Annotated in this window: 7 protein-coding genes and 1 pseudogene; all 8 read left to right on the top strand. The window is 39.7% G+C overall.

Features of this window, described 5'->3' with window-relative positions; genetic code table 11:
* Window positions 1-177 precede the first annotated feature (177 nt).
* The 8 genes and pseudogenes from AB5935_RS13305 to AB5935_RS13270 all read left to right on the top strand — a co-directional run bounded on the left by AB5935_RS13305 (window position 178) and on the right by AB5935_RS13270 (window position 13,934).
* Window positions 178-1,872 carry a S8 family serine peptidase gene (locus AB5935_RS13305; protein WP_368327455.1) on the top strand — a complete coding sequence of 565 codons (1,695 nt, stop codon included), beginning with the start codon at window positions 178-180 and terminating at the stop codon, window positions 1,870-1,872.
* A 365-nt stretch (window positions 1,873-2,237) separates the two neighbouring features.
* Complete coding sequence (locus AB5935_RS13300) at window positions 2,238-3,971, top strand: thrombospondin type 3 repeat-containing protein (protein WP_007838440.1); 1,734 nt, start codon at window positions 2,238-2,240, stop codon at window positions 3,969-3,971.
* 24 nt (window positions 3,972-3,995) lie between these two features.
* On the top strand, window positions 3,996-4,664 hold the full coding sequence (locus tag AB5935_RS13295) for a DUF3826 domain-containing protein (protein WP_008652229.1): 669 nt from the start codon (window positions 3,996-3,998) through the stop codon (window positions 4,662-4,664).
* 199 nt (window positions 4,665-4,863) lie between these two features.
* On the top strand, window positions 4,864-6,546 hold the full coding sequence (locus AB5935_RS13290; protein ID WP_007838442.1) for a hypothetical protein: 1,683 nt from the start codon (window positions 4,864-4,866) through the stop codon (window positions 6,544-6,546).
* 1 nt (window position 6,547) lies between these two features.
* Window positions 6,548-9,634 (top strand): DUF6298 domain-containing protein, encoded by a 3,087-nt coding sequence (locus AB5935_RS13285; RefSeq protein WP_038609323.1) that lies wholly within the window; start codon window positions 6,548-6,550, stop codon window positions 9,632-9,634.
* A gap of 186 nt (window positions 9,635-9,820) precedes the next feature.
* Complete coding sequence (locus AB5935_RS13280; RefSeq protein ID WP_038609326.1) at window positions 9,821-10,375, top strand: RNA polymerase sigma factor; 555 nt, start codon at window positions 9,821-9,823, stop codon at window positions 10,373-10,375.
* Window positions 10,376-10,423: 48 nt separating this feature from the next.
* Window positions 10,424-10,708 carry a hypothetical protein gene (locus AB5935_RS13275; RefSeq protein ID WP_038609329.1) on the top strand — a complete coding sequence of 95 codons (285 nt, stop codon included), beginning with the start codon at window positions 10,424-10,426 and terminating at the stop codon, window positions 10,706-10,708.
* 34 nt (window positions 10,709-10,742) lie between these two features.
* Window positions 10,743-13,934 (top strand): annotated as a pseudogene (locus AB5935_RS13270) (SusC/RagA family TonB-linked outer membrane protein).
* Window positions 13,935-13,951: the final 17 nt, after the last annotated feature.

The following is a 13,951-nucleotide window of genomic DNA, read 5'->3' as shown; positions in this document are numbered from 1 at the left end:
CATTTGATCCTTTGAAGTAAAAAGAAAAAATGAATGAAAGTGGTTAGAAATAGGCGAATGTTTCTTTCCGATATTTTATTCGGATTTTGAGAATTATTGGTGTCCACAGAGCTTCTTTGTTGATAATGAAATAGTATAGCTCTGTGGATACTGATTATTAAACAATAAATTAATATTATGAAAAAAAATAAAGAATGGATTTTCTTTGCTTTGGTTAGTTTGTTTTCATTCTCGTCTTGTATTCAAGATGAGATATTGCAAAGTGAGGAGCAAGAAGAAAAGTATATAAGGATAAATGTACCCAAATTAGAAAAAGGAACAGTTTCTGATTTAGCCATTGGCTCTCGAAGTATTCTATACAATGATCCAGGTTTTTCCCAACAATGGGGGTTGTCAAATTCTAATAATATTGACGTTAATGCTTTAAAAGCATGGGATTGGGCAGATGGTAAAAAAATAAAAGTAGCCATTATAGACACAGGAGTTGATAAAACGCATCCGGATTTAAGTAATAATATATCATCGTTAAGTTATGATGCGATGACTGGTACTTCACCTAGTAGAATTTATGATAAGCATGGGACGTGTTGTGCTGGAGTTATAGGTGCTGTACGTAATAATGGAATAGGTATTGTTGGAATAGCACCTAACGTTGAAATAATGCCTATTAGTTTAGACCTTGACGGGAGTGTGAAATACTCTCAAATGGTGAATGCTATAAATTGGGCGTGGCAAAATGGAGCAGATGTGATTAATATGTCTTTGACATGTGATCCTGATGATAAAATGACTGATGCAATAAAAAATGCTTTGACAAAAGGACGAAATGGGAAAGGGTGTGTTGTTGTTGCCGCTAGTGGTAATCAAGGACAATCTAGTGTGGAATATCCTGCAAATATTGAAGGGGTAATAGCTGTTGGATCTATTGACAGAAATGGTGTGCATGCTTCCGATGCAAATTATGGAAAAAATCTGGATTTTGTTGCGCCGGGAGTAAATGTATTGACAACAATATTAAATGGGGAATATGATGTTTTGAGTGGAACTTCTTTGGCTGCACCTATGATTTCAGGTATTGCGGCATTATTACTATCTTTAGATCCTGAAGCTACAGTCTCTAAAGTGTATTGGAATATGGTTAATGCTTGTAGGGAATTACCCCAAAATACTCATGATAAAATAGGACATGGCTTGGTTGATGCTTATTTGGCTTTGATGATGAATAAGCTTAGTGAAGTTAAAGAAGAAATTTACGGAAGTCATTTTAAGGATTCTTGTCCCATTTCTTATAGTGTTCCTGAACCATTTGATATGGAATGGGTAGTTACATCAAATTATGTCGAACCATCTTTAAGTGATGAGGATACTACAGTAACTAAGGTTGTTAGGACTTATAAAGGACAGCATATTGAAATTCTTAATACTAAGAAAGGTGCAGGAATAAGATATGATGTGGAAGGATATGTTGTAGATAAGTTTGGTCAAACATTGAAAACGCTTAAGACTTACTTTACTAGTGGACCTCCTAGTCCGATGACTGGAACATTACAATGGCAAGCGTCTTCAACTATAGGGGATCATTATATTGATTGGGAAACTGGAGGAAATTTTGATAGTCAATATCCTACTTATGATATGAATTACTCTTATGAGCCATTTGTAAATAGATATGATAATATTGAAAATAATCCTCAGTATGCTGTAAGAATAGAAGAAAAGTCTTTTGCGGAAATTGAAGATTTCAAGGTGGATTGTTCTTGTTATAGGATTAATTTTAGGAGAGCTTCTGGGTTTATGACGGATACTTTTATATGGATAACTACAGATGAGGGAGAAGGACGTCCATTTCGTATTCAGGTTTTTGTTGAATAATAAATATCTTTAAAATAAAGATGTCAAATACATTAGAATTGTAATATTCTTATTACTCTTTATCGAAAAGTGTTAACGTGTGTGCGTTTCGTACAATTGTGATATATGAGTCAATATAGGTAGGGAGCAACTTGTAGCAAATTTCTCTGAATTTTGTAACAAGACTCAAAGAAACTTCTCATAAGTTTTTTCGCATATTTCTGAATACGTTTTAGAAGCGCGAATAAGAAGAGAGAAAATGTGAACTTTTTTGAGTACATATCCCCGAAAGGCACGTCTTGAAAAAGATAATTGTTAAGAAAAAGAGAACGGAATATAAATTCCAACTTACTTATAGCACAGATATAATTTTTTAAGAATAAAGTATGAAAAGAAAATTGTTTTTAGGACTGTGTATGGCTACTTTTATTGTTCCTGTAGCAAGAGCTCAGTATCCCCAGTTGACTGAGGAGGCGAAGCAAGCCTACCAGAAAATGATGAGTGAAGAACGTCGCCGCTCTGACGAAGCCTGGGCAAAAGCATTGCCTGTTGTACAGAAAGAAGCGAGAGAAGGTCGTCCGTATATTTCGTGGGCTTCCCGTCCATACGATTTGCCGCAGGCACGAATTCCTGCTTTCCCCGGTGCTGAAGGAGGAGGTATGTACAGTTTCGGCGGTCGTGGCGGTAAGGTGATTACCGTGACTAATTTGAATGATCGTGGTCCCGGTTCTTTCCGTGAGGCTTGTGAGACAGGTGGAGCACGTATCATTGTCTTCAATGTTTCAGGTATTATTAAATTGGAATCTCCCATTATCGTCCGGGCTCCATACGTCACTATTGCAGGACAGACAGCTCCGGGTGACGGGGTATGTATTGCCGGAGAGTCTTTTTGGGTAGACACGCATGATGTAGTGGTACGCCACATGCGTTTCCGCCGTGGCGAAACAAAAGTCTGGCATCGTGACGATTCTTTCGGAGGCAACCCGATTGGAAATATCATGATTGACCATTGCTCTTGTACTTGGGGATTGGATGAGAACATCTCTTTCTATCGCCATATGTACGATCCCAGCGAAGGACAATATGAATCAAAAGATCTGAAACTGCCTACCGTAAATGTTACCATACAGAATACTATCTCGGCAAAAGCACTGGATACTTACAATCATGCATTCGGCAGCACTTTAGGGGGTGAGAATTGTGCATTTATGCGTAACCTGTGGGCAAGTAATTCGGGACGTAATCCTTCCATCGGTTGGAATGGTGTTTTCAATTTTGTAAACAATGTAGTGTTCAACTGGGTACATCGTTCTTCGGACGGTGGCGATTATACTGCTATGTTCAATATGATCAACAACTATTATAAACCGGGACCGGCCACTCCGAAAGATACTCCTGTGGGGCATCGCATCCTGAAACCCGAAGCAGGACGAAGCAAATTGGATCATAAAGTATATGGTCGTGTTTATGCCGATGGCAATATTATGGAAGGTTATCCTGCCATTACAGAAGATAACTGGGCAGGTGGTATCCAGATTGAAACTCAGCCGAATACAGAGGGATATACGGAGAATATGCGTAGCAACCGTCCTTTTGAAATGCCATACATCCGCATTACTTCTGCACATGATGCATACGATTTTGTACTGAAAAATGCAGGTGCCAACATTCCTTGCCGTGACATCGTGGATGAGCGTATTATAGAGGAAGTGAGAACAGGTATTCCATATTATGATAAAAAGATGGCCAAAGATGCTAACGGTGATTTGACCGGACTGGCTCCTAAATCAATGGGAGAAGACGGACAGTTTAAATATCGCCGCTTGCCGAAAGATTCTTATAAGCAAGGTATCATTACCGATATCCGCCAGATGGGTGGTTATCCGGAATACAAAGGAACTCCGTATGTGGATACAGATGGTGACGGCATGCCCGATGAATGGGAAAAGGCAAATGGCTTGAATCCTAATGATCCTTCGGATGCTAATAAGGACTGTACCGGTGACGGCTATACAAATATTGAGAAATATATTAATGGTATCAGCACTAGAAATTGTATTGACTGGTCTGATTTGAGAAACAATTATGATACATTGGCTTCTAAAGGAAAGTTGATGTAATAAACGGAGGAAAGAAGACAGGATATGATACAAAAGTCAGGTATAATGTTTCTGTTGCTCATGGCGGTAGTCATTACCGCCGGAGCAGTGGATTTGGACCGTGAAGGCCGCGATCCGGCTTACGTGGAATCTATTGTGAAACGTTCGCAGAAGATTGTAGATAAACTGGAATTGACAGATACCGTTGCCGCCCGTGAAGTGACAACTATCATAGCCAACCGTTATTTTAAACTGAATGACATATACGAAACGCGCGATACCAAAGTGAAGCTGGCAAAAGAAACCCTGACGGGCGATGCGAAACAAGAAGCCGTTAAAGCTGCCGAAGCTGAAAAGGATGCGGCACTTTACCGCACTCATTTCGCTTTCCCGGCCGATCTTTCGCTTTATTTGGATGCCAAGCAGATAGATGCAGTGAAAGATGGCATGACTTATGGTGTGGTAATGGTAACTTATAAAGCTACGGTTGACATGATTCCTACCTTGAAAGAAGAAGAGAAAGCGCAGATTATGGCATGGCTTGTTGAAGCCCGTGAATTTGCCATGGATGCTGAAAATTCAAATAAGAAACATGCTGCTTTCGGTAAATACAAAGGCCGGATTAATAATTACCTCTCTAAGCGGGGATATGATTTAGTGAAAGAACGTAAGGCTTGGTATGAACGTATCAAGGCACGTGGAGGAAAGATATAAATTAATGTTTATTGAAAAGCAGAAAAAGGAGCTTGCCCGGTAAAACGGTGTCAAGCTCTTTTTTATGTGTGGATAGAGAGTACAACAAGCTTTCTGTTCCGTCTTTGATATAGAAATATTCGCAATGTGTGTTTGAATCATGTTAAAAGCAGAGTATTATGTTATGAAGTTATAGAAAAAATAATAATTTAGCAACCAAATGAATCAACTAAAGAAACTATTTGCAGTGGCAGCATTGACTGCATGTGTGTTGCCTGTGGCGGCACAGTATCCTGTAATTCCTGATTCGGTAAAAATCAGAGGAGAACAACAACAAAAGGAAATAGACCGGAAATCGGATGAGGCATGGGCGAAAGCATTACCTGTAGTAATGTCTGAGGCTACTCAAGGACGTCCTTATAAACCATGGGCATCCAAACCTGAGGATTTAATAAAGAGCAACATACCTGCCTTTCCCGGGGCAGAAGGGGGAGGGGCCTATACTCCCGGTGGACGTGGAGGAAAAGTAATTGTGGTCAATTCGCTGGCTGACAGTGGGCCCGGAACGTTGCGTGAGGCATGTGAGACCGGTGGTGCGCGTATTGTTGTGTTCAATGTTTCGGGTGTTATCCGGCTGAAAACCCCTATAAACGTCCGTGCTCCGTATATCACTATTGCAGGTCAGACAGCTCCGGGGGATGGAGTTTGTGTAACAGGGGCTTCTTTCTTGCTTGATACGCATGATATTATTATCCGCCATATGCGTTTCCGTCGGGGGGCGCAGGATGTGTTCTTCCGGGATGATGCTTTGGGAGGTAACTGTGTGGGTAATGTTATTATCGATCATTGCTCCGGCAGCTGGGGGCTGGATGAGAATATGTCTCTTTATCGCCATGTATACCATCGTGATTCCACAGGACATGGTTTGAAGCTTCCTACTGTCAACATAACTATTCAGAACTCTATTTTCTCGGAAGCTTTGGATTGTTACAATCATGCTTTCGGGGCGACTATAGGTGGGCATAACAGTATGTTTTGCCGTAACTTGTTCGCATCCAATATCAGCCGTAACTGTTCCATTGGCATGAATGAGGATTTTAATCTGGTAAACAATGTGACTTTTAATTGGTGGAACCGTTCTGTTGACGGAGGAGATGAAACCAGCCGTTTGAATATTATTAATAATTATTTTAAACCGGGTCCTATCACTCCGAAAGATAAGCCGATTGCCTACCGGATTGTGAAACCCGAATCGAGCCGTGACAAGAAGAAACCGGATACTTTTGGTAAAGCGTATGTTGCCGGAAATGTAGTGGAAGGCAATGCGCGTGTGACAAAGAATAATTGGGATGGCGGCGTGCAGGTATACGATATGCCGGACGCAGGGAAGTTTACAGATCAAATTCGTGTAAACGAGCCTTTCTCAATGCCCCATGTGACTATTATGGATGCCAAAACTGCCTATAATTATGTATTGGAAAATGCCGGGGCTACTTTCCCTAAAAGAGATGCGGTGGATACCCGTGTGATAAAGACGGTGAAGACAGGGAAAGCTATTTATGTGAAAGACGCTCCTGAATTCGTTAGTCCTTATGTGAAAAGACGTCTTCCTGTTGATTCTTATAAACAAGGTATCATTACAGATCCTCGTCAGGTGGGTGGTTTGCCCGAATATAAAGGTACTCCTGTGGTTGATACGGATGGTGATGGTATGCCGGATGCCTGGGAGGTGAGATACGGACTCAATCCTAATGATCCGGGTGATGCGGTGAAAGATTGTAATGGTGACGGGTATACTAACATTGAAAAATACATTAATGGCATAGATCCTGCAAAGAAAGTGGATTGGACGGAAGTAAAGAACAATCACGATACTTTGGCAAAACGTAAAAGCTTGATGTAAAATGAATTATAAGTTATTATTATTGGGATTTTTAAGTTTGGGGTTTGCGCGGATTTCTGCGCAAACCTTTCCTTTACAGGTGAAGGACGAAAAACTGACTTATGTGACTGATGAACGTGGAAACCGTATTCTAGATTATTCTTCTTGCGGTTACCATAATTCGGAACAGCCTATACCTGATGTGGCGAATGCCGTTTTTGTTTCATGGCAGCCTGGAGATAATTCCTCTCGTATCCAGCGTGCCATTGACTATGTATCTTCATTGGCTTTGGATAAAAATGGTTTTCGTGGGGCTGTTTTGTTGGATAAAGGAACTTTTGAATTGAATGAGAGCTTGCGTATCTCTGTGTCGGGAGTCGTGCTGCGCGGCAGTGACAGGGAACAGACCGTATTGTTGAAAAAGGGAGTGGACAGAGGGGCTTTGCTTTATATTGAAGGACGGAATGATTTGGCTGTTACGGATACCTTGGATGTACTGACATCATACGTTCCTGTAAATACTTGTACTTTTCAGGTAACCAATAATGTACAGCTGGTTTCCGGAGAGCGGGTCCGGATTGTCCGCCCCTCTACGAAAGAATGGATTGCTTCTGTCGGTTGTGATATTTTTGGCGGAGGTATTTCTGCTTTGGGCTGGAAAGAAGGAGAGATGGATTTGGTTTGGGATAGGTCAGTAAGTAAGGCGGATGGAAACCAATTGACTTTGGATGCTCCTTTGACAATGGCTTTGGATAATAAATGGGGAACTGTCAAAGTGTTACGTTATAGTTGGCCGGGCAGAATCGCAGAAGCAGGTTTGGAGAATCTGACATTGGCTTCTGACTATAATAAGAAGTATCCTAAAGATGAGGATCATTGCTGGACGGGGGTATCTATAGAAAATGCCGAAAACTGTTGGGTACGCAGGGTAAATTTTAAGCACTTTGCAGGAAGTGCTGTGATTATACAGCGTACCGGTTCTAAAACAACTGTAGAAGATTGTGTATCCACAGAACCTGTTTCAGAGATAGGTGGAATGCGTCGCAGTACATTTTATACTATGGGGCAGCAGACACTTTTTCAGCGTTGTTATTCTAAACAGGGTATTCATGATTTCTCAGCCGGATTTTGTGCGGCAGGTCCGAATGCTTTTGTACAGTGTGATTCGGAAGAGTCGTTAGGATTCAGCGGTTCTATTGATTCCTGGGCCTGTGGATTATTATTTGATGTGGTAAACATTGATGGCCATGATTTGGTATTTAAGAATTTGGGACAGGATAAAAATGGTGTCGGTTGGAATACAGGCAACAGTCTTTTCTGGCAATGTACAGCTGCCGGGATAGAGTGTTATTCACCGGCAAGAGATGCGGTAAACCGTGCATACGGTTGTTGGGCGCAATTCTCGGGTGACGGCCAATGGGCGGAATCAAATAATCACGTACATCCCCGCAGCTTGTTTTATGCACAGTTGGCGGCACGTTTGAATAAAGATTGTTCTGACCAGGCACGTATTCTTCCCAGGGCTACCAACGCAACCAGCAGTCCTACCGTAGAAGCGGCAATGGAGATGGCAAAGGAAGCTTATACTCCCCGTCTTACTATGCAAAAATGGATTGAGGAAGCACCCTATACAGCCTGTGTGTCTTCCGGGAAGCTGAAATCTTTAGAACATTTAAAGTTTAATACACCTATATATAAGGACAAAAAGGATCATCTGTTTGCCATTATTAATGGGCGTATGCAGGTGGATGGTCGGTTACTGGTAGGCGGCAGACAGGAGGTTCCTTGGTGGAATGGGAAACTGAGGACCAGCTTCTTGTCTAAAGCCAAGCCACATGTTACCCGTTTCGTGCCGGGACGCGAAGGACTTGGGCTGACAGATAGAATTGATTCTACGGTGAATTATATGGTGAAGAATCAGATTTTGGTTTTAGATCATAATTACGGTTTGTGGTATGAGCGTCGTCGTGACGATCATGAGCGCGTCCGTCGTCGTGATGGAGATGTGTGGGGACCATTCTACGAACAACCGTTTGCCCGCAGTGGAAAAGGTACTGCTTGGGAAGGATTGAGCAAGTATGATTTGAACCGTCCCAATGCATGGTATTGGAACCGGTTGAAGCAGTTTGCCGAAAAAGGGGCGGAAAAAGGTCTTTTGCTTTTCCATGAGAATTACTTCCAGCATAATATCTTGGAAGCGGGAGCACATTGGGTAGACTGTCCTTGGCGGTCGGCCAATAATATCAATCAGACCGATATGCCTGAACCTGTTCCTTTTGCCGGTGACAAACGTATCTTTGTAGCGGATATGTTTTATGATATCAGTCATCCTGTACGTCGTGAGCTTCATAGAAAGTATATTCGCCAATGCTTGGATAATTTTGCCGATGATGCAAATGTGGTACAACTGATCAGTGCGGAGTTTACCGGTCCGTTGCATTTTGTACAATTCTGGCTGGATGTGATAGGAGAGTGGGAGAAAGAAACCGGTAAGAAAGCAACTGTGGCGTTAAGTGCGACAAAGGATGTTCAAGATGCCATTCTGAATGATACGCAGCGTGCGAAATTAGTTGACATTATTGATATTCGTTACTGGCACTATAAAGTGGATGGTCTTTATGCTCCCGAAGGTGGAAAGAACTTGGCTCCCCGTCAGCATGCCCGTAAAATGAAAGTAGGTAAGGTTACTTTTGATGAAGCTTATCGGGCGGTGAGTGAATATCGTAAGAAGTTCCCGGAAAAAGCGGTTACTTACTATGCGCAGAATTATCCGGATATGGCTTGGGCTGTCTTCATGGCAAGTGGGTCTTGCCCGGTTGTTCCAGTTGCTGATGAAAGCTTTTTAACTGATGCGGCTGCTATGGATATGGAGGATACTGGTACAAATAAGTATCAGAAATTGGTAAAATCTGGTATTGGAAGTATCATTTATTCCCATTCTGCAACAGATATTCCTGTTCATTTATCACCTGGAAAATACATATTGAAGTCTGTTGATCCGAAGACCGGAGTAATAACAGTGATTGCTAAACGGTTGAATATTAAAGATGTATATATGCTTAAAGCAGAGAAAAACAAAGATTGTATTTATTGGTTTCATAGAATTTAGTACATGGAAGGAGAACCGGATTTATTTTGGTTCTCCTTTTTAATGAAAATCTGTAATATTTAGCATATATGTTTTTCAGCAGGTTATCTGTTTTTTCGGTCCAATAATCAAATATTACCTAAAAAAGTAGCGTATCCTCCCTAGTTTTGCATCATCATCAAAACAACCTATAATTAGTATACTGTGATGGAACAAAACTTAAATGATAAGACAGCTTGCTTGGTAACCGCTTTCCAATCTGGAGATGTAAGTGCATTCTCTACATTATATGATATGCATATTAATCTTCTATTTAATTATGGATGTAAGTTAACTACTGACAAAGAATTGTTGAAGGACTGCATTCATGATGTCTTTGTAAAATTGTATACAAAGAAGGCTGAATTGGGTATCATTGACAACTTCAAATCATACCTCCTCATTTCCTTGAAAAACAAGTTATGTGATGAACTTCGCAGACGGATGTTCATGTCGGAAACCGCTGTTGAGGAACTGAATCCCGTTGCAGCAGGTGATGATGTAGAGAATCAATATTTGGAAAAGGAAAAAAGTTGTTTTGAAAATATAAAAGTAAAACATTTGTTGGCTCAATTATCTCCGCGCCAACGTGAGGCACTTACCTTATATTATATAGAAGAGAAGAAATATGAAGATATTTGTACCATTATGGATATGAATTACCAGTCGGTACGAAATTTGATGCATAGAGGTATTACAAGATTAAGGGAATTGGTAGGATAATATTTTAAGTTTTCAGGTGAGTACAACTTTGAACCACTATCCGTCATAATGAAAAATGATTGTAACGTGGATACAAAAAAGGTGTATAGCAAGGTAGAAGACTTTTTGAAGGATGACGACTTTATCAAGTATGTTCTGGATGATGCTCCTGAAATGGCTTTTCATTGGGATAAGCTTTTAAAGGGGCATGCAGAACTGCTGAAAGTCTTTGAAGAGGCCAAGAATGTATTATTGGTTTCTGATGAAGCGATGGAAGTAATGACTTTATCTGAAGAGAGAAAACTAAAACATCGTATTTTTACTACATTAGAGATAAATCATATGGATTATTAATTAATTTGTTAACCATAGAAAAATGAGAAAAGACATGAAGAAATATTCGAGTACTTTGGGATGTGGTATGAAACAAGCACCTATGGTATTGGGATTATCAGTCGCATTATGTATGCCTGCTGCATTTTCGTATGCGAGTGCTAGTGAAGGAATGGGTACTAGATCCATTCAGTCTGTTATGCAAGGACGAGTCGTAACAGGACAAATTTTGGATGAGTTAGGGGAGCCTATGATTGGGGTTTCTGTATTGGTAAAAGGTACTACTGTGGGTACTATCACTGATTTTGATGGTAATTATACATTGGATGTTCCTGCTGGGAAGAATATATTAGTGATATCTTATATTGGTTATAAGACAAAAGAAGTCACTATTGGTAAGAATAACCAGATGAATATTAAAATGGACCCTGATACACAAGCTTTGGATGAAGTGGTGGTTATTGGATATGGTGCGGTGAAGAAACGTGATTTGACTGGTGCTGTTGTATCTGTAAAGAGCGAGGAAATTACAAAGAATCCGGGTTCTAATCCCATGGAGGCTTTGCAAGGTAAGGTGGCAGGTTTGGATATAACTCGTACTTCAGGCCAGGCAGGTGAAGGGGTCAAAATGCAATTGCGTGGAACACGTTCGTTTACAGCCAGTGGTGATCCTACTTTTATTATTGACGGCATGCCCGGTGATTATTCGACTTTGAATCCTAATGATATTGAATCTATTGAAGTCTTGAAGGATGCTTCTTCTACGGCTGTATATGGTGCGGCGGGTGCAAATGGTGTTGTCATTATAACAACAAAAAGTGGAAAAGCAGGAAAAACTAATGTAAACTTTAATGCTTATGCCGGATTTAATGGTTGGTCAAAAACTCCTAAAATGCGCAGTGGAGAAAGCTATATTCAAGGTTTGCGTGACGCCAATAAAGCAACAGGAAACTGGAATTCTGCTGCTGATGACGAACGTATTTTTGCATCACCCGAAGCTTATCAGGCACACTTGAATGGTGATTATATTGATTGGGCAGATGAATTGATGCAGAATGGATATACCCAAAACTATAGTTTGTCAGTATCGGGTGGTACAGAAAAAACAAAAGGGTATATTTCTTTGAACTTTTCAGATGAAAAGGGACAGTATACTGGAGATAATTATAAAGTATATTCTACTAATATCCGTATAGATCATACAGTAAGAGATTGGTTAAAAATAGGGGCCAATATGCAAGGATCTTATGTTCATAGAAATAAAGCTTATGCTAAGTTGGAAACAGCTCTTTCTGCAGAACCTTTAGGAAAGATTAAAGATGAAAATGGGAATTTTAATGTTGAGCCTGTAATAGGCAGCACTATGATTAATCTTTTGCTAAATACACAGAGTGGAGTGTATAAAAATCAGGATCAGAATTTTAAACTTTACATGAACCCTTATATCGAACTTACTCCGATAAAAGGTTTATCTGTTATTTCCCGTTTGGGAGCTACCTTAAATTATTCTCGAAATAATTATTTCCAAGGTCAAGGATCATATCAATATTATTATTCTTCAGGACCTGCTTCAAAAGGTACCAATGACAATGTATATGCTACTATAACGAATAAGCGTAATTATAATTATAAATGGGAGAACATAATCACTTATAATTTTAAAGTAAAGGATGTACATGATATTACCGTTACAGGTGTCACTTCATGGGAACATAATCAGTATGATGAAGCGTATATGAAGCAAACCAATATCGAAAACAATCGGTATATGTGGCATAATATGGATGTTGGTTCTAAGAATTCCAGCAATTCTTCATTGTATAACATGTCAAAAGGAATGGGCTTTGTAGGACGTGTGAACTATTCTTATATGGGTAAATACTTGTTCTCAGCTTCAGTACGTCATGATGGCTCTTCACGATTGAACCCAGAGAACCGTTGGGATACATTCCCTGCTTTCTCACTTGGATGGAGAATGTCAGATGAGAAATTCATGGCAGGCACACAAAACTGGTTGAGTAACTTGAAGTTGCGTGTTGGTTATGGCGTGACCGGTACTGCTGCTATTGATCCATATACTTCTATTGCAAGCCTTGATTATTTTGGAATGGCTTTAGGAGGTGAATTGCAAAATGTATATTCATTCTCGAAAAATTATACGAATCCGGATTTGGCGTGGGAGAAATCTTACAATACTAATGTGGGTGTAGATGCTTCTTTCCTAAATGGACGTATTGATTTTACCGGTGATTTTTACATTACAAAAACAAAAGGAGTTATTTGGTCGAGAAACCTTCCTGTAACAAATGGTGCGTTTAGTCCGACAGAATATTATTTTGTAAACCAAAATATTTGTGAAACTAAAAATACAGGTGTCGAATTTGCGATTAATACACGTAATATTGAAACAAAGGACTTTAAGTGGAACTCTACAGTGACATTTACATACAATAAAGAAAAAATTCTTTCTTTAATTGATGGAACCTCTGATAACATTTCTAATGGAAATACTGGTTATTCTTTGTCAAAAGGACATCCTGTGAATTCTTTCTATCATTATAAATTGGATGGCGTATGGCAGCTTGGTGAAGAGAAGGATGCGGCTGTATTTGGTGCGAAACCAGGAGATTTGAAGATTAATATTCCAGGAATGGAGAGAGAAGCGGAAGGTAAATATTATAAAGTAAATGATAATGGAGAAAAAACTTATTATGATTCTACAAATAAATATACTCCTAGTAACAAGGATTATCAAGTTTTAGGTCATAATGCTCCTGATTGGACCATGGGATTTTAAAATACATTTACTTATAAGAACTTTGATTTAAGTGTATTCATGTATATGCGTTGGGGACAAATGATCAAGTACAATATGTTAGGTCGTTATGATCCGAGTGGCGTTCGTAATTTCCCTGAATATTTTAATTACTGGACTGAAACAAATCCTTCAAATGATTTTCCTGCAATTTATGCCAACAGAAGTCTTACAAACTATGTAGGAAGTGCAGCTTTGTCTTATGTTGATGGTTCGTTTTTTAAAATTAAAAATATTACATTAGGATATACATTGCCGACAAATTGGTTGCAGAAAGCTGGAATCGGGAAATGCCGTTTTTATGCAACAATCACTAATCCTTTGGTAGTGGCTAAAAGTCATTTGTTAAAAGATTATGATCCGGAAATGAATGGAAGTTTGGATTATCCTTTAACTAAACAGATGGTATTCGGTGTGAATTTATCATTCTAAATTTTTAATAATTAAGT

The organism is Phocaeicola sp. RTP21198st1_B8_RTP21198_201120 (genome assembly GCF_040929485.1).
Lineage (GTDB): Bacteria > Bacteroidota > Bacteroidia > Bacteroidales > Bacteroidaceae > Phocaeicola > Phocaeicola dorei.
Note: the sequence above shows the minus strand (reverse complement) of the source record. Positions and strands in the feature narration are given on the sequence as shown.